The 23,349-nt window shown below is 61.1% G+C and carries 19 protein-coding genes; 15 read left to right on the top strand and 4 right to left on the bottom strand.

The annotated features are described in order from the left end of the window. Nucleotides 1-19: 19 nt before the first annotated feature. The 9 genes from ACR0D8_RS20235 to amaB all read left to right on the top strand — a co-directional run bounded on the left by ACR0D8_RS20235 (nt 20) and on the right by amaB (nt 11,216). Nucleotides 20-1,600, top strand: a complete 1,581-nt coding sequence (locus ACR0D8_RS20235) for an ABC transporter substrate-binding protein (RefSeq protein ID WP_480649260.1) — start codon at nt 20-22, stop codon at nt 1,598-1,600. A gap of 107 nt (nt 1,601-1,707) precedes the next feature. Then, nucleotides 1,708-3,273, top strand: a complete 1,566-nt coding sequence (locus ACR0D8_RS20230; RefSeq protein WP_480649258.1) for an ABC transporter substrate-binding protein — start codon at nt 1,708-1,710, stop codon at nt 3,271-3,273. Nucleotides 3,274-3,378: 105 nt separating this feature from the next. After that, a complete protein-coding gene (locus ACR0D8_RS20225; protein ID WP_475155549.1) occupies nt 3,379-4,356 on the top strand; it encodes an ABC transporter permease in 978 nt (325 codons plus the stop codon). Continuing rightward, a complete protein-coding gene (locus ACR0D8_RS20220; RefSeq protein ID WP_480649256.1) occupies nt 4,353-5,303 on the top strand; it encodes an ABC transporter permease in 951 nt (316 codons plus the stop codon). Before ACR0D8_RS20225 ends, ACR0D8_RS20220 begins: the two co-directional genes overlap by 4 nt. A gap of 4 nt (nt 5,304-5,307) precedes the next feature. After that, on the top strand, nt 5,308-6,723 hold the full coding sequence (locus ACR0D8_RS20215; protein ID WP_480649254.1) for an ATP-binding cassette domain-containing protein: 1,416 nt from the start codon (nt 5,308-5,310) through the stop codon (nt 6,721-6,723). 119 nt (nt 6,724-6,842) lie between these two features. Then, the gene (locus ACR0D8_RS20210; protein ID WP_480649252.1) at nt 6,843-7,016 is read left to right on the top strand and encodes a hypothetical protein; all 174 of its coding nucleotides are present in this window, start codon (nt 6,843-6,845) and stop codon (nt 7,014-7,016) included. Between the two features lie 169 nt (nt 7,017-7,185). Continuing rightward, on the top strand, nt 7,186-8,361 hold the full coding sequence (locus ACR0D8_RS20205; protein WP_480649250.1) for a 2-aminoethylphosphonate--pyruvate transaminase: 1,176 nt from the start codon (nt 7,186-7,188) through the stop codon (nt 8,359-8,361). 233 nt (nt 8,362-8,594) lie between these two features. Then, nucleotides 8,595-9,701, top strand: coding sequence for a saccharopine dehydrogenase family protein (locus ACR0D8_RS20200; RefSeq protein WP_480649248.1), 1,107 nt, complete (start codon nt 8,595-8,597; stop codon nt 9,699-9,701). Nucleotides 9,702-9,719: 18 nt separating this feature from the next. After that, nucleotides 9,720-11,216 (top strand): L-piperidine-6-carboxylate dehydrogenase, encoded by a 1,497-nt coding sequence (gene amaB / locus ACR0D8_RS20195; RefSeq protein ID WP_480649246.1) that lies wholly within the window; start codon nt 9,720-9,722, stop codon nt 11,214-11,216. A gap of 36 nt (nt 11,217-11,252) precedes the next feature. On the opposite strand, the gene ACR0D8_RS20190 is transcribed toward amaB, so the two are convergent. After that, nucleotides 11,253-12,830 carry a DUF5928 domain-containing protein gene (locus ACR0D8_RS20190; protein WP_480649243.1) on the bottom strand — a complete coding sequence of 526 codons (1,578 nt, stop codon included), beginning with the start codon at nt 12,828-12,830 and terminating at the stop codon, nt 11,253-11,255. A gap of 142 nt (nt 12,831-12,972) precedes the next feature. Here ACR0D8_RS20190 and ACR0D8_RS20185 point away from each other — a divergent pair, with 142 nt between their 5' ends. After that, nucleotides 12,973-13,791 carry a sulfotransferase family protein gene (locus ACR0D8_RS20185; protein ID WP_475155514.1) on the top strand — a complete coding sequence of 273 codons (819 nt, stop codon included), beginning with the start codon at nt 12,973-12,975 and terminating at the stop codon, nt 13,789-13,791. 405 nt (nt 13,792-14,196) lie between these two features. Here ACR0D8_RS20185 and ilvD read toward each other — a convergent pair whose 3' ends face one another. Then, entirely contained in the window at nt 14,197-16,029 is a 1,833-nt protein-coding gene (gene ilvD / locus ACR0D8_RS20180; RefSeq protein WP_480649241.1) for a dihydroxy-acid dehydratase, read from the bottom strand. A gap of 106 nt (nt 16,030-16,135) precedes the next feature. Here ilvD and ACR0D8_RS20175 point away from each other — a divergent pair, with 106 nt between their 5' ends. The 4 genes from ACR0D8_RS20175 to ACR0D8_RS20160 all read left to right on the top strand — a co-directional run bounded on the left by ACR0D8_RS20175 (nt 16,136) and on the right by ACR0D8_RS20160 (nt 19,117). Next, nucleotides 16,136-16,699 carry a helix-turn-helix domain-containing protein gene (locus tag ACR0D8_RS20175; protein WP_480649239.1) on the top strand — a complete coding sequence of 188 codons (564 nt, stop codon included), beginning with the start codon at nt 16,136-16,138 and terminating at the stop codon, nt 16,697-16,699. 29 nt (nt 16,700-16,728) lie between these two features. After that, a complete protein-coding gene (locus tag ACR0D8_RS20170; protein ID WP_480649237.1) occupies nt 16,729-16,998 on the top strand; it encodes a CBU_0592 family membrane protein in 270 nt (89 codons plus the stop codon). An 80-nt stretch (nt 16,999-17,078) separates the two neighbouring features. After that, nucleotides 17,079-17,933 carry a 3-mercaptopyruvate sulfurtransferase gene (sseA, locus tag ACR0D8_RS20165; protein ID WP_480649235.1) on the top strand — a complete coding sequence of 285 codons (855 nt, stop codon included), beginning with the start codon at nt 17,079-17,081 and terminating at the stop codon, nt 17,931-17,933. Further along, nucleotides 17,933-19,117 (top strand): amino acid aminotransferase, encoded by a 1,185-nt coding sequence (locus tag ACR0D8_RS20160; RefSeq protein WP_480649233.1) that lies wholly within the window; start codon nt 17,933-17,935, stop codon nt 19,115-19,117. Before sseA ends, ACR0D8_RS20160 begins: the two co-directional genes overlap by 1 nt. Before the next feature lie 63 nt (nt 19,118-19,180). Here ACR0D8_RS20160 and ACR0D8_RS20155 read toward each other — a convergent pair whose 3' ends face one another. Both ACR0D8_RS20155 and ACR0D8_RS20150 read right to left on the bottom strand, forming a co-directional pair. After that, nucleotides 19,181-20,506: an ammonium transporter gene (locus ACR0D8_RS20155; protein WP_480649231.1), complete on the bottom strand. Its 1,326-nt coding sequence runs from the start codon at nt 20,504-20,506 to the stop codon at nt 19,181-19,183. 33 nt (nt 20,507-20,539) lie between these two features. Next, the gene (locus ACR0D8_RS20150; RefSeq protein ID WP_475155480.1) at nt 20,540-20,878 is read right to left on the bottom strand and encodes a P-II family nitrogen regulator; all 339 of its coding nucleotides are present in this window, start codon (nt 20,876-20,878) and stop codon (nt 20,540-20,542) included. 259 nt (nt 20,879-21,137) lie between these two features. On the opposite strand from ACR0D8_RS20150, the gene ACR0D8_RS20145 reads away from it, so the two are divergent. Further along, nucleotides 21,138-23,321 carry a transglycosylase domain-containing protein gene (locus ACR0D8_RS20145; protein WP_480649228.1) on the top strand — a complete coding sequence of 728 codons (2,184 nt, stop codon included), beginning with the start codon at nt 21,138-21,140 and terminating at the stop codon, nt 23,319-23,321. Nucleotides 23,322-23,349 lie beyond the last annotated feature (28 nt).

Below are 23,349 nucleotides of genomic sequence, written 5' to 3'. Positions count from 1 at the left end.
AAAAACCGGGGAGACTATAATGATCCTAAGAAACCTGATGATTGCCGCCAGCGCCACCGCGCTGATGGCGGCCGGTGCTTCGGCCGAAACCCTGCGCTGGGCGCGTGCGGGCGATGCCTTGACGCTGGACCCGCATGCTCAGAACGAGGGCCCGACCTCGGCGCTGGCGCACCAGATCATGGAGCCGCTGGTGATGCGCGACATGACCGGTGCGATGGTTCCGGCGCTGGCCACCGAATGGGGCCCGTCCGAAGACAACCCGAATATCTGGGTATTCAAGCTGCGTGAAGGCGTCACCTTCCATGACGGCGCCGAGTTCGACAGCGAAGACGTCGTGTTCTCGCTGAACCGTGCGATGACACCGGATTCCGATTACAAGGAACTGCTGGCCTCGGTCAAAGAGGTGCGCGCGCCGGACAAGTATACGGTTGAAATCGAAACCGACGGTCCCAACCCGATCATGCCCAACAACCTGACCAACATGTTCATGATGGACAAGGGCTGGGCCGAGGCGAACAACGCCGTCAAGGTTCAGGACTATGAAGGTGGCGAAGATACCTATGCCGCCAAGAACGCCAACGGCACCGGCCCCTACAAGCTGGTCAGCCGCGAGCCCGACGTCAAAACGGTTCTGACCGCCAACGAGAATTACTGGGGCCAAGGTGAGTTCCCGATGCAGGTGACCGAGATCGTCTATACCCCGATCCAGAACGCTGCGACCCGGGTTGCCGCGCTGCTGTCGGGTGAGGTGGACTTTATCCAGGATGTGCCTGTGCAGGACCTTGAACGCGTGTCCGGCACCGATGGTCTGGACGTGCGCACCGCGCCGCAGAACCGGGTCATCTTTTTCGGCATGAACATGGGTGACGCGGATCTGACCTCGGACAATGTCGACGGCAAGAACCCGTTGTCCGATGTGCGTGTCCGTAAGGCCATGTCGATGGCGATCAACCGCGATGCGATCAAGCAGGTGGTGATGCGCGGCCAATCGGCCCCCGCGGGCATGATTGCCCCGCCCTTCGTGAACGGCTGGAACGAAGCCATGGACAGCTCGTCCTCGACAGATGTGGAAAAGGCCAAAGCGCTGATGGCCGAAGCCGGGTATCCGGATGGGTTCTCGCTGACGCTGAACTGCCCGAACGACCGCTACATCAATGATGAGGCGATCTGTCAGGCGGCCGTCGGCATGCTGGCGCAGATCGGCGTGACGGTAAACCTGGATGCCAAACCCAAGGCGCAGCACTTCCCGCTGATCAACAACCTGGAAACCGACTTCTACATGCTGGGCTGGGGTGTTCCGACCTATGATTCGGAATACATCTTCAACTTCCTCGCCCACACCAAAGGTGAAAAGTACGGTTCCTGGAACGGCACGCGCTATTCCAACCCGGATCTGGACGCCAAGATCGTGGCGCTGGCTTCGGAAACCAACCTGCCCGAGCGTGACAAGCAGATCGCCGAGATCTGGCAGGTGGTGCAGGACGAACAGCTTTATATCCCGATCCACCACCAGGTGCTGAACTGGGGCATGAAGTCGAATGTCGGCACCGGCGTTGCACCGGATGACACAGCCAAGTTCAAGTATTTTACGCTGAACTAAGGCGATCACGTCTGTGATCTGGCAGGGCGCGAATGTCGCGCCCTGCTGTTTTTTGCGTTAGTCTTCAATGCAACGCCCCGTCGCGGGACAAACAGGGAGATTTCGTCATGATCCTCAGGAACAGCGCCATCGGTCTGGTCTTGCTGGCCGCAACCAGCGTTCAGGCCGCCGATTTCAAATGGGCCTCGACCACCGACCCCCAGACGATGGATCCGCATGCGGTCAATTCGGCACCGGTTCTGGGCTTTCTGAACAACGTCTACGAAGGTCTCGTCCGCCGCGACAAAGACATGAGCGTCGAGCCCGCGCTGGCGGTCAGCTGGGAGCCCATCGGCGACGGTGCAGGCTGGCGGTTCAAACTGCGTGAGGGCGTGACCTTTCATGACGGCAGCAGCTTTGACGCGCAGGACGTGCTGTTCAGCTATCAGCGCGCCTCGGGCGAGGCGGCGGATACCCGCAGCTGGTTCGCGCCGATCAGCGAGGTGAAGGTTGTCGACGACTACACGATCGATTTCATGACGACCGCTCCGAACCCTCTGTTCCCCTCGTCGATCGCCAACTGGATGATCATGGATCAGGGCTGGACCGAGGCAAATGACGCCGTCGTTCCGGACAAGGAAACCGGCAATTACGCGACGCTGAACGCCAACGGCACCGGCGCGTTCAAAGTCACCACGCGCGAGCCGGGTCTGCGCACCGTGCTGGAACCCTTCGATGGCTGGTGGGGCGAGGCGGAGCACAATATCACCCGCGCCGAGTTCACTCCGATTCAGAACCCGGCCACCGCCGTGGCGGCGCTGTTGGCGGGCGATGTGGACATGATCAACCCGGTGCCCATTCAGGATGTGGCGCGGCTGAAGGAAAGCGGCGATGTCGAGGTTATTCAGGGTATCGAGGCGCGGGTCATCATGCTGGGATTCGGGCATGAAGCCGAAACGCTGAAATACACCGACGATGCGGGCAAGCCGAACCCGTTCCGCGATCCGCGGGTGCGCAAGGCGGTGGCGCAGGCGGTGAATGTCGATGCCATTCTGGCCACCATCATGCGCGGCAATGCCGAGGCCGCCTCGCAACTAGTCAGCCCGGCCATGAGCGGCTTTTCCGAAGCCAATGCCGGTCGCCCGGCCTTTGACGTCGAAGCCGCCAGGGCGCTGCTGGCCGAGGCGGGGTTCGCGGATGGCTTTTCGTTCGGATTGAAATGCCCAAATGACCGCTACCTGAACGATGAGGCTGTGTGTCAGGCCGTGGTGTCCATGCTGGCCCAGATCGGGATTACCGCAGAGCTGGACGCGATGCCCGTGCGCAACTACTGGCCCGAGCTGCGCGAGGACAATTACGACATGTATCTGCTGGGTTGGAGCCCCGGCACTTTTGATGCCGAACATCCGGTCCGGTTCCTTGTCGCCACCCAGAATGAGGAAAAGAAGCTGGGCAGCTGGAATTTCGGCGGTTTCTCGAACGCGCGGGTGGATGAATTGCTGCCGATGATCCAGTCGGAACTGGACGCGGTCAAACGGCAGGCCATGCTGGACGAGGTGACCGGGATCATTCAGGATGAACAGGTCTATGTGCCGATGTATGTGCAGCCGCTGGTCTGGGGCACGCGCAGCAATGTCGCGCTGACCCAGCGTCCGGACAACTTCTTTCTGTTGCGCTGGGTGACGGTGAATTGACGGGCCGAACCCTGATCCGGGCCGGAACGCGACGTCCGGCCACCGGCACCGACTTGACCATCCGGTCACGGGCGGCATAGAGAGACAGATCAACGGGGAAAATGAATGTTCGCATATATCGTCCGAAGGATGTTCCAATCCGTGATCGTTTTGCTGGTCGTGGGTCTGGTCGCGTTTTCGATGTTCCGCTTTGTCGGCGATCCGATCGACAACATGCTGGGGCAGGAGCGTACGCAAGCCGATATCGACCGGCTGCGCACCGAGCTTGGGCTGGATCAGCCCTTTCCGGTCCAATATTTCAAGTTCCTGCAAGGCGCTGTGCAGGGCAATTTCGGTGTCTCGTACCGGCAGGGGCGTCCGGTTTCGACCATCATCGCCGAGCGCGCGCCCGCAACGTTGGAACTGGCCTTTGTGTCGGGCTTTCTGGCGATCACCATGGGCATCGCGCTGGGCGTGTTCACCGCCATCCGACGACAAGGGGTTGCCGCGAATATCATCATGACCGTGTCCCTGATCGGGGTCTCTCTGCCGACCTTCCTGATCGGGATTTTGCTGATCTATATATTCTCGGTGGAACTGGACCTGTTACCAAGCTTTGGCAGGGGGGAAACCGTGATGATCGGCAACTGGTCCACGGGGTTCCTGACCGCCTCGGGGCTCAAGGCGCTGATCCTGCCGGCGATCACGCTGGGCCTCTATCAGATGACGCTGATCATGCGGCTGGTCCGTTCGGAAATGCTTGAGGTGATGCGCGCCGACTATGTCCGCTTTGCCCGGGCGCGCGGCCTGTCGGACCGGGTGATCAACTTCCGCCACGCGCTGAAGAACACGCTGGTGCCGGTGATCACCATCACGGGCCTGCAGCTTGGCTCGATCATCGCCTTCGCCATCATCACCGAGACGGTGTTTCAGTGGCCGGGCGTCGGCCTGCTGTTCATCAACGCGATCCAGTTTGTCGATATCCCTGTCATGGCCGCTTATCTGATGCTGATCTCGGTCATGTTCGTTTCGATCAACCTGATCGTCGATCTTCTTTACTATGCCATTGACCCGCGCCTGCGTGTCGACGCGAGGGCCACATGACCGATACTATCGAAACCCCGAAAGCCCCCGCCAAAACGCGCTTTGCCAAGTTCTGGGACAGCGATTTTGCGTGGTCGTTCCGCCATTCGCCCGTGGCCATCGTCGCCTCGATCGTGGTGGTGATCCTGGTTCTGGCGGCGGTATTTGCGCCGCTGATCGCGCCGTATAACCCGTTCGACCCGGCCTCGCTGAACCTGATGAACGGCTTTACCCCGCCGGGCACGCCCAATGCCTTCACTCAGGATACATTCCTGCTGGGCACAGACGATCAGGGCCGCGACGTGTTCTCGACCATCCTTTATGGCATGCGCATTTCGCTTTTCGTGGGCGCGGCTGCGGTGCTGCTGGCGATGATCATCGGCGTGATCCTGGGGCTGGTGGCCGCCTATTTCGGCGGCTGGGTCGAGACCCTGATCATGCGGATCGCGGATGTGCAGCTGACCTTCCCGGCCATTCTGGTGGCCATGCTGATCTTTGGCATCGCCAAGGGCGTAACCCCGCCGGAGTACCGCGATGAAATGGCGATCTACGTGCTGATCATCGCCATCGCCCTGTCCGACTGGGTGCAGTTCGCCCGCGTCGTGCGCGGCGCGGCGCTGGTGGAAAAGAACAAGGAATACGTACAGGCCGCGCGCCTGATCGGGCGCGGTTCGGTTCCGATCATGTTCCGCCATATTCTGCCCAACGTGCTCAGCCCGGTTCTGGTCATTGCCACGATCTCGCTGGCGCTGGCGATCATTGCCGAGGCGACGCTGAGTTTCCTTGGCGTGGGCGCACCGCCGACCCAGCCTTCGCTGGGCACGCTGATCCGCATCGGGCAGGGCTTCCTGTTCTCGGGTGAGTGGTGGATCCTGTTCTTCCCGGCCTGCACCCTTCTGGCGCTGGCCCTTTCGGTCAACCTGCTGGGCGACTGGCTGCGCGACGCGCTGAACCCCAAGCTGCGGTGATTTCATGAGCCTACTGACGATCAACGACCTGACGGTCGAATTCCCGACGCGCCGCCAACTATTCACTGCGGTGGACCATGTGGACCTGTCGGTCGAGCCTGGTGAAATCCACGGTCTGGTGGGGGAATCCGGTGCCGGAAAATCCACCATCGGCGCGGCGATCATGGGTCTGCTGGACCGTCCCGGCCGGATTGCCAGCGGCATCATCCGGCTGAGCGGCGACCAGATCAGCGGTCTGGACGCCGAGGCGATGCGCGGGCTGCGCGGCAAGAAAATTTCGATGATCTTTCAGGACCCGCTGACTTCGCTGAACCCGCTGTTCACAGTGCGCGAGCAGTTGGTTGAAACCATTCAGGCCCATTTGGGCGGCTCGGACGCCGAAGCCAATAAACGCGCCCGCGATCTGATCGACCGTGTGGGTATCCCCGATCCGGATACGCGGCTGGACCAGTATCCGCACCAGTTCTCGGGCGGGATGCGGCAGCGCGTGGTCATTGCTCTGGCCTTGTGCACCGAGCCGGACGTGATCATCGCGGATGAGCCGACCACGGCGCTGGACGTGTCGGTGCAGGCGCAGATTCTGGACCTCATCAAGGAACTGGCGCAGGAGCGTCAGGTCGGTGTTATTCTGATCACCCATGATATGGGCGTGATTGCCGACACCACCGACAAGGTGACGGTGATGTATGCGGGCAAGGTGGTTGAAACCGGCCCCACCGCGCAAGTTATGGGCCAGCCCAGCCACGAATATACCAAGTCGCTGATTGCCGCCGTGCCGCGCCCGACGCTCAAGCTGCACCGCTTTCCGCAGATCAGCTATGGCGGGCGCGAAACCCGCTTTGCGATCGAGGACATGGCCCGCCACTGGCCCAAGGTCGACAATGACACCACCAAACCGGTGTTCGAAATCCGCGACCTGACCAAGAAATTCCTTCAGCGCAGGGGCCTGCTGCCGTGGGATCGGACCTATTTCACCGCTGTGGACGAGGTCAGTTTCGATATCCGCGCGGGCGAGGTGTTCGGCGTTGTGGGGGAATCCGGGTCGGGCAAATCCACCGTCGCGCGGATGATCGCGGGGCTTTACCCCGTCGATGGCGGCACGATCACGTTCGAGGGGCAGGTGGTCAGCGATCTGACCAACAAGGCGGCTCTGGATGCGTACCGCAAGAACATCCAGATGATCTTTCAGGATCCCTATTCGTCGCTCAACCCGCGTATGCGCGTGGATGATATCGTTGCCGAACCGATCCGTCACCACCGGCTGATGGACGGTGCGGATGTCAAGCGCCGAGTCGATGAGCTGCTGGATCAGGTCGGTCTGGGCCATGAGGCCGGGATGAAATACCCGCATGAATTTTCGGGCGGGCAACGGCAGCGTATTTCGATTGCGCGGGCGCTGGCCACACAGCCGCCTTTCTGATCTGTGATGAGCCGACAAGCGCCCTGGACGTCTCGATCCAGGCGCAGATTCTGAACATCCTGAAGGACCTGCAGGAACATCTGGGCCTGACCCTTCTGTTCATCAGCCATGATCTGCCCGTGGTGCGCCAGATGTGCGACCGGGTGGCGGTGATGAAACAGGGCAAGGTGGTCGAGCTGCAGGAAACCAACGAGCTGTTTGCTAACCCCCACACGGATTATGCGCGCGAACTGCTGCGGCTGATGCCCAAGCTCGACGATCTTTCGACCGAAGGGCTGAGCGCAGAGGTCTGAACCGCGGCTCAGCGCCACCCGCCGTTATGATCGACCCCCCTTGGGGCAGGGTCGGATTTGATGTCGGTTTTCTGACAGACCAATAGTCATAGAAAAAAGCTATGGCGGCTGGAGGATGTGGCGGTGCCTGAATAGAAGAGAAGGGAAGCATCAAAAAGGGCAACGCACCATGCCATCCTTTCCCCGCCCGAACCTCGGCGAACCTTATCTGCTGACGCCGGGGCCGCTGACAACTTCGCACACCGTAAAACAGGCCATGCTGCGCGACTGGGGCAGTTGGGACGGTGATTTTCGCGCCATGACCGCCGAATTGCGCACCCGGTTGCTGGACCTGCTGGGTGAGGGAAAACAGGACTATGACTGCGTTCCCATGCAGGGGTCGGGCAGCTTCGCGGTCGAGGCGATGCTGACATCGATGATCCCGCCTTCGGGCAAGGCGCTGGTGCTGGCCAATGGCGCCTATGGCAAACGCGCGGCGCAGACGCTGGAATATGCCGGGCGCGCGCATGTGGTTCTGGACAAGGGCGACTATCTGCCGCCGCGCGGGTCCGAAGTGGCGCAGATTTTGGCCGAGGACCCGGCGATCACCCATGTCGTCGCCATTCACTGTGAAACAAGCTCGGGCATTCTGAACCCGCTGGCCGAGATATCCGACGCCACCGCCGCGGCCGGGCGGAAACTGCTGATCGACAGCATGTCGGCCTTTGGCGCGATCCCGTTGCAACCCAGTGAGTATACGTTCGAGGCGATGGTCTCATCGGCCAATAAATGCATCGAAGGCGTACCGGGGTTTGGTTTCGTGCTGGCGCGCAAGACGGCCCTGATCGCGGCCAGGGGCAACTGCAACTCGCTCAGCCTGGATCTGCATGCCCAATGGGACACGATGGAGAAAACCGGTCAGTGGCGTTTCACCCCGCCCACCCATGTCGTGGCCGCCTTCCTGCAGGCGCTGCGCGAACATGAGGCCGAAGGCGGTGTTGCCGGTCGCGGGGCCCGTTACGCCGGAAACCGGGATGTCATGGTCGCCGGCATGCGAGCGCTGGGTTTCGAAACCCTGCTGTCGGATGAGTGGCTGTCGCCGATCATCGTCACCTTTTTCTGCCCGGCAGACCCCAGTTTCAACTTTGGCCGGTTCTACGATGTCATGAAGGATCAAGGGTTTATCATCTATCCGGGCAAGCTGACCGAGGTGGAGAGCTTTCGCATCGGCTGCATCGGCCACATGGATACCAAGGTCATGCAGGCGGTGGTCGCCGCTGCGAAACACGCGCTGGACGAGATGCAGGTCACCAGCGCCGCGCCGCCGTCCGAAGCCCTTGCGTCGCGCATGGCCCAGACCGCCTGACACGGAAACAGCTGCGCTGAAGACATATCGCCGAAACCGACGTCAAAATGACGTAAGTTTCGGCGTTTTCGTCAAGAAAGCCCCTGCGATTTGTACAGCCGCGGCTTCATACTTTCAGGAAAGCGTTTCAGGAGCAGTCTGGCCGTCGATCGCCAACAATACGTTGGCGGCTTCGGCGGAAAACCCGACTCAACAAAGCCCCGAAACGCGTGAAACGAAAGAGGAGGCGCGTTTTGAGCTGGAATATTTGTGTTATCGGAGCAGGCAAGATCGGTCAGATGATCGCCACCCTGCTGCAATCATCGTCCAACTATTCGGTCACTGTGGCCGACCGGGACCTGGCGGCGCTGTCGGTGCTGAACCGGCAGGGAATTGCAACCCGGCAAATTGATGTGGATGACGCGGCGGATCTGACCCAGGCGCTGGCCGGGTTCGATGCGGTCATCTCGGCGGCACCGTTCTTTCTGACGCCGAAGATTGCCAGAGCCGCCAAGACGGCAGGTGCCCACTACTTCGATCTGACCGAAGATGTCGCGGCCACCAATGCCGTACGCGATCTGGCGCAGGACAGTGGCACGGCATTCATGCCGCAATGCGGTCTGGCGCCGGGTTTTGTCGGCATCGCCGGCGCGTCGCTGGCGGCGGAGTTTGATAAGTTGGACAGTCTGCATATGCGGGTGGGGGCGCTGCCGCTCTACCCGACCAACGCGCTGAAATACAACCTGACCTGGTCGACCGACGGGCTTATCAACGAATACTGCAACCCCTGCGACGCCATCGTGAACGGTGAGCGCGTCAAGACCGCGCCGCTGGAGGATTACGAACTGCTGGGCCATGACGGGGTGGAATATGAGTGTTTCAACACCTCGGGCGGGTTGGGCACCTTGCCTGAAACGCTGGACGGCAAGGCGCGGGCGGTGTCTTACCGCTCGATCCGCTATCCCGGCCATTGTGATATCCTGAAACTGCTGCTCAAGGATCTGGGGCTGGAACATCGCCGCGATCTGTTGAAGGACATCTTTGAAACCGCGCTGCCGCGCACCGATCAGGACGTTGTGCTGGTCTATTGCACCGCCAAGGGCATGATCGACGGCACGCTGCGCGAGAAGTCCCTGATCAACAAGAGCTTTGCCCGCACTCTCAACGGACAGGTCTGGAGCGCCATTCAGGTCACCACCGCTGCGGGCGTTCTGGGCGTGGTGGACCTGATGCGGACGGGAGCGCTGCCCACAACAGGCTTTGTGCGGCAGGAGCAGGTGAAGCTTGCAGATTTCCTCAACACCGAATTTGGCCGGCTCTATCGCGCCGGTGACGTAACCGAACAGAACAAGGCGGCCTGAGATATGAAAGACATCGTTATGACTGCGCAAACAACCCTGGCAAATCTGGATCTTGAGGCTGCCGATCTGACCGGCGGCACGCTCAGGGTGACCTCTCCGATCGACGGCAGCCTGCTGGCCGAGGTGCATGAAACGCCGCTGGTAGAAATGGACGCCGTCTTTGCCCGTGCAAGGGCCGCGTTCAAGGCGTGGCGCGTGGTGCCGGCGCCGCGCCGGGGCGAGTTGATCCGCCTGCTGGGCGAGGAACTGCGCGCCGCCAAGGACGATCTGGGCGCGCTGGTCAGTTGGGAGGCTGGCAAGATCACCTCCGAAGGGCTGGGCGAAGTGCAGGAGATGATCGATATCTGCGACTTTGCCGTGGGCCTGTCGCGCCAGCTTTATGGTCTGACCATCGCGTCTGAACGTCCCGGTCACCGGATGATGGAAACCTGGCATCCGGCAGGTCCGGTCGGTGTGATCTCGGCCTTCAACTTCCCCGTCGCCGTCTGGTCGTGGAATGCGGCGCTGGCGTTGGTCTGCGGCGATCCGGTGATCTGGAAACCGTCCGAAAAGACGCCGCTGACGGCGATGGCCTGCCAGAAAATCTTTGAACTTGCGCTGGCGCGGTTCGGTGACGCGCCCGACGGGCTGTTGCAGACCCTGATCGGGGACGCTGCGCTGGGTCAGGCGCTGGTCGCGAGCGAGGAGATCCCGGTGATTTCCGCCACCGGTTCCACCCGCATGGGGCGCGCCGTTGCCCCCATCGTGGCGCAGCGGTTCGGCAAGTGCATTCTGGAACTGGGCGGCAATAACGCGATGATCGTCGGTCCCTCGGCGGATCTGGAAATGGCAGTGCGCGCCATCGTGTTTTCCGCGGTCGGCACCGCCGGTCAGCGCTGCACCACGCTGCGCCGCCTGATCGTGCACAATTCGATCCGCGAGGAACTGGTGGGCCGCCTCAGGAAAGCCTATGCCGGTCTGCCCATCGGAAACCCGCTGGCCGATGGCACATTGGTCGGCCCGCTGGTGGATGAGGCCTCGGGCGCGGCAATGACGGCCGCGCTGGCGGCCGCCAAGGCCGAAGGCGGCACCGTGCATGGCGGCAATCGTGTAACCGAAAACGTGCCCGCCGGCGTCTATATGGAGCCCGCCATTGTCGAAATGCCCGGTCAGACCGCTGTAGTGAAAACCGAAACCTTTGCGCCGATCCTTTACGTCATGGGGTACGACGATTTCGACGATGCGCTGGATATCCAGAACGACGTGCCGCAGGGCCTGTCCTCCTGCGTGTTCACCCTGAACATGCGCGAGGCCGAACAGTTCCTGACCGCAGCCGGGTCGGATTGCGGCATCGCCAACGTCAATATCGGACCCTCGGGGGCCGAGATCGGCGGTGCGTTCGGCGGCGAGAAGGAAACCGGCGGCGGGCGCGAAAGCGGCTCGGACGCGTGGAAGGCTTACATGCGCCGTCAGACGAACACGGTGAATTACTCGGCCGATCTGCCTTTGGCGCAGGGCGTCAAGTTCGACATCTGATCATGTGATCCGGCGGCCCTGAACGGGGTCGCCGGGTCAGTCCGCGAACAGGTAGTCCAGGCGCATGACGGCCTGAGCCTTGTCTTGCGAAACGCCCAGAAACGCGGCCACCGCCGCCTCATTTTCCGCGCGCGGGTTGGATTCCCGAATTCGCAGATACCCGTCAAAACCGGCCCCCCGGATCAGCTCGGATTCATGCGCCAGTGAATTGCGCAGCGCCGGCACCAGACGTGCCACGGTTTCCGTCGGGCTGTGCTCACCCGCCAGACCGACCCGGCGCGCGTGTCCGATCAGGTAATCGTCGGAATATTCGCATTCGATTTCCAGAACATGGGTCCTGGCCTGATCGGCGCAGAAATCCTGAATGATATCCAGATTGGCCGGGTCGACGCAGATCACCAGCTGGTCGGTCTCGAAACTGTCGAACAACATGCGCACCACGGCGCGCCGGTGACGCGAGCGTTTGATCAGCGTCGTCTCGATCCCGCCGAGATCGGGCAGGGCGGTTTCCTCTTCGTTGAACAGGTATTCGACGCAGGGAATGTCGGTCTCGGACACGATCTGATCGACCAGGCGTTTAGCAACGTGCCATTTCTTGCAGGCGATCAGGAAAATCTCACGCTCGGGGCCCAGGGTGTTGCCGGCCTCCCAAAACCTTTGCCCGAAGCGGCGCCCGACACGCCCGCGCCCGGCCAGAAAACTATAAAGGTTCCGCCCTTCGTCCGAGATCTGAAACTCGACCCCCTCGCTGGCGTAAAGCCTGCCCAGCCGGTCCTTCAGCTCATGCGCCTCGGGGCTGATCTTGCGGGCAAACAGGTAATCCTGACCCAGCAGCATGTCGTAATGGTCGTTGTAGAACGTCACCGGCATTCCGTAATCCGAGAACATCAGGAATGTGGGGGTCCGGTTTTCGATCTCTTGTTTCGGGATCAGGTGGCGCACGAGCGTCTGAAAGAAGGTCTCATCCGGGATCCAGGTGGTCGAGAAGAACCGGATCACATCCGGGCGTTTCTGCAAAAGCTCCAGGATCATCTCAACCGTGCGGCGGCGCAGACACCACCACTGGCTGCCGATCATGATCTGAAGATCGGCCGGGATGTCGCGTTTCAGGCCAAAGCGCTTCTGCATCTCATAGGAGGCATAGAACAGCCTGCCCTGCGTGCGTTCGTTGAAATAGTGGCGATAGATCAGCCGGTCTTCCTTCATGCCGGTCTTGATCCAGTTGCTGGCGAAAAAGTCGTGGCTTTCTACAAAATCCTTGTCGTTCTCGTCCAGAAACCAATGGGCGTATTCGGCGGTTTTGATGGCCATGCAATCGCCCGACAGCATGTAGAAATGCGTGGCGCGGGGAAACGCGTCGACAGCCGCCTGCAGGGCATAGAGGGTCGCCTGAACCAGTGACCATTCGCCCCAGCCGCATTTGATGCGCCGCGCGGCAAAGGTCACGTTCGGATTGTCCTTCAGGGCGGAGCGGATTCGATCATAGGCCACCGCGCTGGCACGTGCGTCGAAATGGATGGCCATGCAGTCCCCGGCGGCGGTCAGCTGCTCGGCCTGCGCGATGATCGCGTCAGGGTCCTTATGGCACAGAAGAATGTAGGCAATCCTTGCCATAGTGTCGTTATGATACCCGTTTCTGCCTGCTTCCTTCCGTGATACTGAGGATGAGCGATTGAATAAACAGAATATTTTTGGTTCTTTAGCAACAAAAGCGGGCGAGCGTGACAGGTTCTGACCTGTTGAGGAGGCACAGCAGATGGGTTTTCCAGGGACTTGGATGACCGAAAGTGAAAGCATGGTTTACCGTGTCGTGCCGAAATGCGCCTGCTCGACCATCGGTCAGATCATGTATTTCTCGGATCACGGCCGATTTTTTGACGGTGACATTCACGACGCCACGGACGGGATGCACAAATGGGCGTTTGACGCCAGCCAATCGCGGATTTCCGCCAATGTGCGCAATCACGCATCCTATTCCTTTACCTGCGTGCGCAACCCCTACACCCGGGTGCTCAGCTCGTTCTTCGACAAGATCTGCGGCATTCAGCGCAACGGCAAACGGTATCGCGGCAATCTGGTGCCAACGCTGATTTACAATTACGGGATCGAAGTGGGCGGCGAGGACGGCAAGGGCGAGTTCGACCAGATCGCCAGCTTCCGCCGGTTCCTGCTGTTTGCGCGCGACACGATCCGCTGGCGCAGACCGATGGACCCCGATATTCACTGGTCGGCCATGTCAGGGCACGTGTCCACTTTCATCGTCAATGGCGGTCGCTATGACCGGATTTTCTGGACAGAGAAGTTCAATGACGGGATGCAGGGCGTTCTGGACAATCTGAACCCGCCGCATGCCGTGGACCTGACCGGGATACCCAGGTTTAACGAATCCGAGGGTCACGGCCCCAAACGTGCGCATCCGGTCGAGGATTATTTCGACGACCTGTCGATGCACCTGATCTACGAGATCTACAAACAGGATTTCGAACTGTTCAGATATGATTTCGAGAACCCGGCCAACAAGATGCCGGTTGGTGAGATTGATCTGGACGAGGTTCACGCCAAACTGGGCGACTGATCGGTCGAAGGGCGGCTTGGGCAGTTCTTGTTTCAATGCAACGCTGCGCAAACGTTGAAGCCGCGCAGCGCCAATATTTATGAGACCTTCTGGATTTAACTCAGCGGAAACACATGTGGTTTACGCGCAAACCGGTCTACTTTTTACCACCGGGGTTGTCATTGCCGCGACCGCCGCCGGACGGATTACCAGTTTGCGATGGGTATCCTCCGCCATTCGGATCGTTTTGGGGTGCACCTCTACCCATTCTAATTCTCCTTCCTAATCAGTTAATCTACCTCACGAAAATGAGGGTAGGTATCATGTAAGCATCTGAGAATTTGAGACAACCTTTGCGAGATTGAATTTTCTGAATATCACCCAGAACCGATCGGCCGGTCTTGAGTGACAGAGTGGTGGGACGGCTCAGACCTGACGCACGGCCCCTTTCGCTGCGCTTGTGGTCAGCTTGGCATAGGCCCTGAGCGCGGTGGAAACTTTGCGCTTGCGCGGCAGGACCGGTTCCCAGCCCTTTTCGTCCTGCTCCTCGCGCCGCGCCGCCAGTTCCTCGTCGGAGACGGCCAGGTGGATGGAGCGGTTGGGAATATCGATCTCGATCCTGTCGCCCTGCCGCACCAGACCAATCTCACCGCCTTCGGCGGCCTCTGGCGATACGTGGCCGATCGACAGGCCGGAGGTGCCGCCCGAGAAACGACCATCGGTCAGCAGCGCACAGGCTTTGCCCAGACCTTTCGATTTCAGATACGAGGTCGGATACAGCATCTCCTGCATGCCCGGCCCGCCGCGCGGACCTTCGTAACGGATCACCACCACGTCACCCGCAGCAACCTTGCCGGTCAGGATGTCGTTGACCGCCTGATCCTGGCTTTCGCAGACATAGGCCGTCCCGGTGAATGTCAGTATGTTCTCATCCACACCGGCCGTTTTCACGATGCAACCGTCGCGCGCGATATTGCCGAACAGCACCGCCAGACCGCCATCCTGGCTGAAGGCATGGTCCTTACTGCGGATCACGCCGCCTTCGCGGTCGATATCCAGTTCCTTGTACCGGTTCGACTGGCTGAACGCCTGCGTCGTGCGCACGCCGCCGGGGGCGGCCTTGAAGAGGTCCTGCGCCTTGGGATTGTTGGCCACCTTGATGTCCCAGTTCGCGATCGCCTCGCCCATCGTGGCCGAGTGCACGGTGCTGCAATCATCGTGCAGAAGCCCGGCGCGGCTGAGTTCGCCCAGAATCGAGAAAATGCCTCCGGCGCGGTGAACGTCCTCCATATGCACGTTTTCGGTGTTGGGCGCGACTTTGCACAGGCACGGAACCTTGCGGCTGAGGCGATCCATGTCGGTCATGGTGAAATGCACCTCGCCCTCATGCGCGATGGCCAGCAGGTGCAGAACCGTATTGGTCGACCCGCCCATCGCGATATCCAGACTCATGGCATTTTCAAAGGCTTCGAACGTCGCGATCTCGCGCGGCAGAAAGCCTTTTTCGTTCAGATCGTAATGGCGTTTGGTGATTTCGACGATCCGACGACCGGCCTCAAGGAACAGCTCTTTGCGGTCCGCATGTGTTGCCAGCGTAGACCCATTGCCCGGCAGCGCCAGACCCAGCGCCTCGGCCAGACAGTTCATCGAGTTGGCGGTGAACATGCCCGAACACGACCCGCAGGTGGGACAGGCGTTTTCCTCGATATGTTTCACCTGCTCATCGGTATAGTGATCATCGGCGGCAGCGACCATCGCATCGACCAGATCGATTTTCTTGACGTCCAGATCGGCAATGTCGATCTTGCCCGCTTCCATTGGGCCGCCCGAGACAAAGATTGCCGGGATGTTCAGGCGCATAGCGGCCATCAGCATCCCGGGGGTGATCTTGTCGCAGTTCGAGATACAGACCATCGCATCGGCGCAATGGGCGTTGACCATGTATTCCACCGAATCCGCGATCACTTCGCGCGACGGCAGCGAATACAGCATACCGTCATGCCCCATGGCGATGCCGTCATCCACCGCGATGGTGTTGAACTCTTTCGCAACGCCGCCCGCGGCCTCGACCTCGCGCGCGACCATCTGGCCCAGATCCTTCAGGTGCACGTGACCGGGTACGAACTGGGTGAACGAGTTGACGATGGCGATGATCGGCTTGCCGAAATCGCTCTCGGTCATGCCGGTGGCGCGCCACAGGCCGCGGGCACCGGCCATGTTGCGGCCATGGGTGGAGGTTCTGGATCGGTACATTGGCATGATGCTGTTTCCCTTTTGCCGCGGTTGCGATATGCGGGTTGCGTACGTTATAGCGCACGTATCACATGTGCGCTATAACGCACAAGGGGATTCGCAGGGCAATACGATGGCACCGGATGAAATAACGCTGAAACTACGGGATGTGCGGGCGGCCTCGGGGCTGAGCCTGTCCAAAGTGGCCGAAATGACCGGCGTCAGCAAAGCCATGCTGGGCCAGATCGAACGTGGTGAATCCAGCCCGACCATCGCGACCCTGTGGAAGATCGCCAAGGGATTCCAGCTGCCGCTGAGCGCGCTGATCGGGCCTGCCTCGCTGCGCGACGCCACCACGCCCGACGTGTTCCGAACGGTGACCTTTCCCGGTAGCATCGAGGTCAAGATCGTCTTTCCCTTCGACCCGGCATTGCGGGCCGAAACCTTTCACGTCGATCTCGCCCCGAACCAGAGCCACGAATCCGCCGCGCATGCCGCCGGCGTGACGGAAGAGGTCTTTGTCCTGCACGGATCGCTTGAGATCTTGCGGGATGGCGAATGGGTGCCGTTGCAGGCCGGGCAGGGGCTGCGGTTTGCGGCGGACCTGCCGCATGGCTACCGCGCAGGCGATCAGGGCGCGGCTTTCCTGAACATGCATCATTACGCACAGCTTGATGCGCTGGCCGCGATTGGCTGAGGCCGGAATTTGCACGAAAGGGACACGCCATGACCGCTTTTCTGGACAGCCTGACTCTGGCGGATGGCATCGGGTCTTTTGGAGCAATGGTCGTCGTGGCCGCCTATTTCGCGACGCAGATGCGGATGATGAATTCCGAGGATCTGGCCTTTCCGGTGCTGAATCTGGCCGGGTCGGTGCTGATCGTCTATTCGCTGCTTCAGAACTTCAATCTGGCGTCGATGCTAATCGAATCCTTCTGGATATTGATCAGTGTGATCGGGATTGTTCAGTTTTTCAGACTCAGGCGCGCGCGTTAGGCGGGCAACGCCCCATCCAGCCTTGAACCCCAATGCGCGCGCGTATAGGGACAAACCAAGCTCGCTTTGGGGAGGCTTTGATGCAGGACGATCCGAAAACCCTCGTTTCAACCGAATGGCTTGCGGCCCATCTCAATGACCCGGACCTGCGGATACTGGACGGGTCCTGGTACCTGCCGCAACAGCGGCGCGATGCCAGGGCCGAGTATGACGCAGGCCATATCCCCGGCGCGCGGTTCTTTGATATCGACGAGATCTCGGATCACCGTTCGGACCTGCCGCACATGGCACCCCCGGTCGAGAAATTCATGTCGCGGCTGCGGGCGATGGGCGTGGGGGACGGCCATCAGGTGGTGGTCTATGACGGTGCCGGGCTGATGTCGGCGGCGCGTGTCTGGTGGCTGTTCCGGCTAATGGGGCAGGACAACATCGCCGTTCTGGATGGTGGCTTGCCGAAATGGCAGGCCGAAGGGCGCGAGACCGAGGATCTGCCCCCGGTTATCCGCGATCGCCACATGACCGTGCGGGTCCAGAACCATCTGGTTCGCGATGTCACGCAGGTCTCGGCCGCCGCCAAGCTGGCCGATCACGAAATCATCGATGCGCGGTCCGCCGCCCGGTTCGCGGGAACCGAGGCCGAACCACGCGCAGGGTTGCGTTCCGGCCGCATTCCGGGCTCGCGCAATGTGCCCTTCGGGACTCTGCTGAACAAGAACGGGACGATGAAATCGCCCGACGAATGCCGCGCCGTGTTTGAGGCTGCCGGTGTCGACCTGTCGAAACCCGCCATCACATCCTGCGGGTCGGGCGTGACCGCCGCGATCCTCAGCCTTGCGCTTGAACGCATGGGCAAGAAAGACCACTCGCTTTATGACGGCTCCTGGGCCGAATGGGGTGCCTTCCCGACCCTGCCCGTCGCAACCGGAGAGACCTGATGTTCGAAAATCTCAAACCGCAGCCCGCCGACAAGATACTGGCGCTGATGCAGATGTACCGCGAAGACCCGCGCGATCAGAAGATCGATCTGGGCGTGGGCGTCTATAAGAACGCCGAGGGTATCACCCCGGTGATGCGCGCAGTCAAGGCCGCCGAACAGCGTATCTGGGAAGAGCAGGACAGCAAGGCTTATACCGGCCTGGCCGGTGATCCGGCCTATGCCGACGCGATGATCGGGCTGATCCTTGGCAATGCTGTGCCGCGCGGCAACATCGCCGCCGTGGCGACCCCTGGCGGCACCGGTGCCTGCCGTCAGGCGTTTGAGATGATCCGCATGGCCAACCCTTCGGCGCGTGTTTTCGTATCGAACCCGACCTGGCCGAACCACCTGTCGATCCTGAACTATCTGGGGATGGAGACGGTCCAGTATCGTTATTTCGACGGCGAAACCCGTGGCGTCGATTTCGACGGCATGGTCGAGGACCTCAAGACCGCCAATGCGGGCGACGTGGTTCTGCTGCATGGCTGCTGTCACAATCCAACCGGCGCCAACCTGAACATGGTGCAATGGCAGGAGGTCGTGAATCTGATCAACAGCCGTGGCCTCGTGGCGATGATCGACATCGCCTATCAGGGCTTTGGCGACGGTCTGGATGAAGATGCGCAGGCGGTCCGTCTGGTCGCTTCGTCCGTCAAGCGTTGCCTGATCGCGGCATCGTGTTCGAAGAATTTCGGGGTGTATCGCGAACGCACGGGCCTGTTGATGGCGGTCAGCGATGACGCCGCGCAAACGGCGCTGAATCAGGCGACGCTGGCTTTCCTGAACCGCCAGAACTATTCCTTCCCGCCCGATCACGGCGCGCGTGTTGTGACCACGATCCTGAATGACGACGCGCTGCGCGCCGACTGGGCCGCCGAACTGGAAGAGGTCCGCCTGTCCATGCTGGGTCTGCGTCAGCAACTGGCCGACGAGTTGCAGCGCCTGAGCGGGTCTGACCGATTTGGTTTCATCGCGCAACACCGCGGCATGTTCTCGCGTCTGGGAGCGGCACCGGAACTGGTCGAGAAGCTGCGCGCCGATCACGGCATCTACATGGTCGGCGACAGCCGCCTGAACATCGCCGGTTTGAATGCGGCCACAGTACCGATTCTGGCGAAGGCGATAATCGACGTCGGCGTGTGATCCATTTGACAACAAAAAAACCCGGGCAGTTTTGCCCGGGTTTTCATTTTCAAGGGTTTCAAATCAGCCCTTCGAGAACTCGGGGTAAGCCTCCATACCCAGCTCGCCCATATCCAGGCCGTTGATCTCTTCCTCCTCGCCAACCCGCAGGCCAACGGTGGCCTTGAGGACCGAGAAGAGGATGAAGCTGACCACGAAGACGAAGATACCGATGGCGGCGAAGCCGATGATCTGGGTCACGAAGGACGCATCGCCATTGGTCCAGGCGACGATGAAGGTGCCCCAGAACCCCGCGATCAGGTGAACCGGGATGGCGCCGACCACGTCGTCGATCTTCATCCGGTCCAGCATCGGCACGGTCAGAACCACGATCACGCCGCCGATGGCACCGATGATCAGCGCCTGAAACAGCGACGGGGCCAGCGGTTCTGCGGTGATTGACACCAGACCGGCCAGCGCGCCGTTCAGAACCATGGTCAGGTCGACCTTGCCGAACATCACCTGCGTCAAGATCAGGGCGGCGACGGCACCGGCAGCTGCGGCCATGTTGGTGTTGGCGAAGATGCGGCTGATATCGGCCATATCGCCGATGGTGCCCATAGCCAGCTGCGAGCCGCCGTTGAAACCGAACCAGCCCAGCCACAGGATGAAGGTACCCAGAGTGGCCAGCGCCAGGTTCGAACCGGGGATCGGAACAACTTTGCCGTCCTTGTTGTACTTGCCGATCCGCGGACCCAGCACGATGGCGCCGGCCAGTGCTGCGAAGCCGCCTGCGGCATGCACCAGGGTCGAGCCTGCGAAATCGCTGAAGCCCATCTCGGACAGCCAGCCGCCGCCCCACTGCCAGGACGCTTCAATCGGATAGATGACGCCGGTCAGAACGATCACGAAGATGAAGAAGGGCCACAGTTTGATCCGCTCGGCCACGGTGCCCGACACGATCGAGGCAGTGGTGGCGCAGAACATCAGCTGAAAGAAAAAGTCCGACCCGACAGAGGCGTAGGACAGATCAGTTTCGACCCCGTCCAGACCGACCGGTTCCAGCGACGTGGGCGAGAAGGCGCCAAGGATGCCGGTGATGGTCCAGCCATCGCCGGGATACATCAGGTTAAAGCCGACCAGCCAGTACATAATGGCGGCAAAGGAAAACAGGCCCATATTCTTGATCAGCTGCATGGCCACGTTCTTCGACCGCACCAGCCCGGCTTCGAGCATGGCAAAGCCGGCGGCCATCCAGAACACCAGAAACCCGCCGACCAGAAACAGCAGCGAGGTCAGGATATATTGCGTGTGCTGCGCGGTTTCGCCGGCAGCGGCCTCTTGCGCCAGGCCCATCTGCGGCAGCGCGACGATCGCAGCGGCAGGGATGAGAGATTTCATCAGGTTCATGTGACTTCCTCGAATGATTGTGAGTGACGGCGCTTACAGCGCCTCTTCGTTCGTTTCCCCGGTCCGCACGCGCAGGGCCTGCTCGACATCGAGGACGAAAATCTTGCCGTCGCCGATCTTGCCGGTTTTGGCGGTTTTGGTGATGGTCTCGACGATCTGATCGGCCATCGCGGCAGGCACCACGATTTCCAGTTTGATCTTGGGCACGAAATTCACGGCATATTCGGCGCCGCGATAGATTTCCGTGTGACCCGATTGCGAGCCGAAGCCCTTGATTTCGGTCACCATCATGCCGCGCACGCCCGCTTCGGTCAGTGCCTGGCGCACCTCCTCGAGCTTGTACGGCTTGATTGTCGCAATGATCAGTTTCACGCTAGTCCCCTCTGCTACTCCGGTCTGCCCGGCTTGTTTGCACTTGCAGAAAAAGAGCGCGCCTGACCGCAGTAAGGAACGGCTGTCGCAGGGAAACTTTGGGGAAATCCGGGCTCGGGTGCACAATTTTTGCACAGATTGCAGTAGGTGATTAAATTTTAGGCTATGTGAAGAGGTGGGTTTCCGGAATTTCATACCTCTACTTCACAGGTGTGGCAGGGTATGGTGCCTGAAAATGACAACCGGGCAGAGTTTGAGCATGACTGAGTCCAGGCGCCGCAAGACACCGCTTGTCGCGGACAAAAGATACCCGTCGAAGGGGCGCAAACCCACGGCGAACAAGCGTTCGGCAAAACCCGCCGGCAAAAAGGCCGCGGTGCGCAAAACGACAACGCGCAAAACCACACGCAAGACACGGCGCAAATCCTCTGGCGGTGGCGGCGGGTTTTTCCGTCGGCTGTTCCGCTGGGTCTGGCGATTGGTCTGGGGTGTGACCTGGCGCGTGGGCGCTGTGGTTGCCATGTTGCTCGCGCTGGCGGTGGGGGTTGTCTATACCACGCTGCCCGATGTCGATGCCCTGCTGGACGGGCGGGCGCGCGGGTCGGTCACGTTGCTGGACCGGGATGGCAAGGTCTTTGCCTGGCGCGGCGATCAGTTTGGCGGCGTGATCACCGCCGATACCGTCTCACCGCATCTGAAAAACGCCGTGGTCGCCACCGAGGACAAGCGGTTCTACCGCCATTTCGGCGTCAGTCCCCGGGGGGTCGCCAGCGCCGTGCGCATCAACCTGAGCGAGGGGCGCGGCCCCCTGTCAGGCCATGGCGGGTCAACCATTACCCAGCAGACAGCCAAGCTGTTGTGTCTTGGCGTGCCATACGTGCCCGGCGAGTGGGAGTCCGAGGCCGCCTATGAGGCTGATTGCCGGCAGGGGTCGCTGTGGCGCAAAGCCCGCGAGGCGGTCTATGCGATGGCGATGGAGGTCAAATACTCCAAGGACGAGATCCTGACCATCTATCTGAACCGCGCTTTCCTGGGCGCGGGTGCGCGCGGGTTCGAGGCCGCAAGCCAGCGTTACTTTGGAATTTCGGCCGCCGAGGTGAACCCGGCGCAGGCCGCGATGCTGGCCGGTCTGCTGGTGGCGCCCACACGGTATGCGCCCACGAACAATCTGCAACGCTCGCAGGACCGCGCGCGGCTGGTGATCGGTTTGATGGAGGCGCAGGATTACCTGACCGCCTCGCAGGCCAGCAACGCCCGCAGCACCCCGGCGCAGCTGTCCGAGGCGGCGGCGGCGCGGGCCGGGGGGTATTTCGCCGACTGGGTCATCACCGAACTGCCCAGTTTCTTTGGGACGGACACCACGGATGACGTGGTGATCCGCACGACGCTGGATCAGCGCATCCAAAAATCCGCCGAAGACGCGCTGCGGTATATCTTTGAAGAAAAGGTGCGCGAAGGCTCCAAAGCGCAGGCAGCGATTGTGGTGATGTCAGCGGACGGCGCGGTGCGGGCGATGGTCGGCGGGCGCAAGACGCGGGTGTCGGGCGCGTTCAACCGCGCCACGCAGGCGTTGCGGCAGACCGGGTCCTCGTTCAAGCCCTTCGTCTATGCCACCGCTCTGGAGCTGGGCTATTCCCCGCTGGATATCGTTGTCGATGAACCCTATTGCGTCAACATCCCCGGATCGGGCCAGTGGTGCCCCAAGAACTATACCAACAAGTTCTATGGCCGGGTGACGCTGGCAGATGCGCTAAAGAACTCGCTGAATATCCCCGCGGTCAAAGTGGCCGAGGTGGCCGGTCTGGACAATGTGCGCTCGGTGGCCAGCGAATTCGGTATCGAAAGCGATCTGGCCGAAGGGCCGGCGCTGGCGCTGGGCGCATCCGAAAGCACGCTAATCGAGATGACGGGGGCTTATGCCGGTATCCTGAACGGCGGATCATCCGTGGAACCTTATGGCCTGTCTGAACTGAAATTGCTGGGCGATGACACGCCAATGATGGTGACCAGCTCGGGCATTGGCGAGCGGGTGATCAACGATGCCGCCGCCAAGCAGCTCACCTGGATGATGCAGCGCGTGGTCTCCGAAGGCACAGGCGGGCGCGCCAAACTACCCGGCTGGCAGGTGGCAGGCAAGACCGGCACGACTCAGGCCGCACGGGATGCGTGGTTCATCGGCTTTACGGCGGATTACGTGGCCGGTGTCTGGATGGGCTATGACGACAACACACCGCTGTCCGGCGTGACCGGCGGTGGTCTGCCGGCAGAGATCTGGAAAGAAACCATGCTGCGCGTGACCGACGGGATGACACCGACACCACTGCCGATGATCGCGCCGGAACCACCGGTGCGGACGGCGCAGCCCCGGCAACAGCGCCGCAAACAACAGACTGGTCTGGACAGGGCTATCAACAACCTGCTGAGTAATATCTTCGGCAACTGATGCGCCAAAGATAAAGGCGGTGCACCGG

This window comes from Ruegeria sp. BG10 (assembly GCF_056538575.1).
Note: the sequence above shows the minus strand (reverse complement) of the source record. Positions and strands in the feature narration are given on the sequence as shown.

Bases quoted from the DNA above. Each gene is read 5' to 3' on its own strand.
- ACR0D8_RS20175 (WP_480649239.1), top strand. From the start codon at position 16,136: ATGGCACCGGATGAAATAACGCTGAAACTACGGGATGTGCGGGCGGCC.
- ACR0D8_RS20205 (WP_480649250.1), top strand. From the start codon at position 7,186: ATGCCATCCTTTCCCCGCCCGAACCTCGGCGAACCTTATCTGCTGACG.
- ACR0D8_RS20190 (WP_480649243.1), bottom strand. From the start codon at position 12,830: ATGGCAAGGATTGCCTACATTCTTCTGTGCCATAAGGACCCTGACGCG.
- ACR0D8_RS20160 (WP_480649233.1), top strand. From the start codon at position 17,933: ATGTTCGAAAATCTCAAACCGCAGCCCGCCGACAAGATACTGGCGCTG.
- ACR0D8_RS20155 (WP_480649231.1), bottom strand. From the start codon at position 20,506: ATGAACCTGATGAAATCTCTCATCCCTGCCGCTGCGATCGTCGCGCTG.
- ACR0D8_RS20145 (WP_480649228.1), top strand. From the start codon at position 21,138: ATGACTGAGTCCAGGCGCCGCAAGACACCGCTTGTCGCGGACAAAAGA.
- sseA (WP_480649235.1), top strand. From the start codon at position 17,079: ATGCAGGACGATCCGAAAACCCTCGTTTCAACCGAATGGCTTGCGGCC.
- ACR0D8_RS20220 (WP_480649256.1), top strand. From the start codon at position 4,353: ATGACCGATACTATCGAAACCCCGAAAGCCCCCGCCAAAACGCGCTTT.
- ACR0D8_RS20225 (WP_475155549.1), top strand. From the start codon at position 3,379: ATGTTCGCATATATCGTCCGAAGGATGTTCCAATCCGTGATCGTTTTG.
- ACR0D8_RS20170 (WP_480649237.1), top strand. From the start codon at position 16,729: ATGACCGCTTTTCTGGACAGCCTGACTCTGGCGGATGGCATCGGGTCT.
- amaB (WP_480649246.1), top strand. From the start codon at position 9,720: ATGACTGCGCAAACAACCCTGGCAAATCTGGATCTTGAGGCTGCCGAT.
- ACR0D8_RS20215 (WP_480649254.1), top strand. From the start codon at position 5,308: ATGAGCCTACTGACGATCAACGACCTGACGGTCGAATTCCCGACGCGC.
- ACR0D8_RS20235 (WP_480649260.1), top strand. From the start codon at position 20: ATGATCCTAAGAAACCTGATGATTGCCGCCAGCGCCACCGCGCTGATG.
- ACR0D8_RS20185 (WP_475155514.1), top strand. From the start codon at position 12,973: ATGGGTTTTCCAGGGACTTGGATGACCGAAAGTGAAAGCATGGTTTAC.
- ilvD (WP_480649241.1), bottom strand. From the start codon at position 16,029: ATGCCAATGTACCGATCCAGAACCTCCACCCATGGCCGCAACATGGCC.
- ACR0D8_RS20230 (WP_480649258.1), top strand. From the start codon at position 1,708: ATGATCCTCAGGAACAGCGCCATCGGTCTGGTCTTGCTGGCCGCAACC.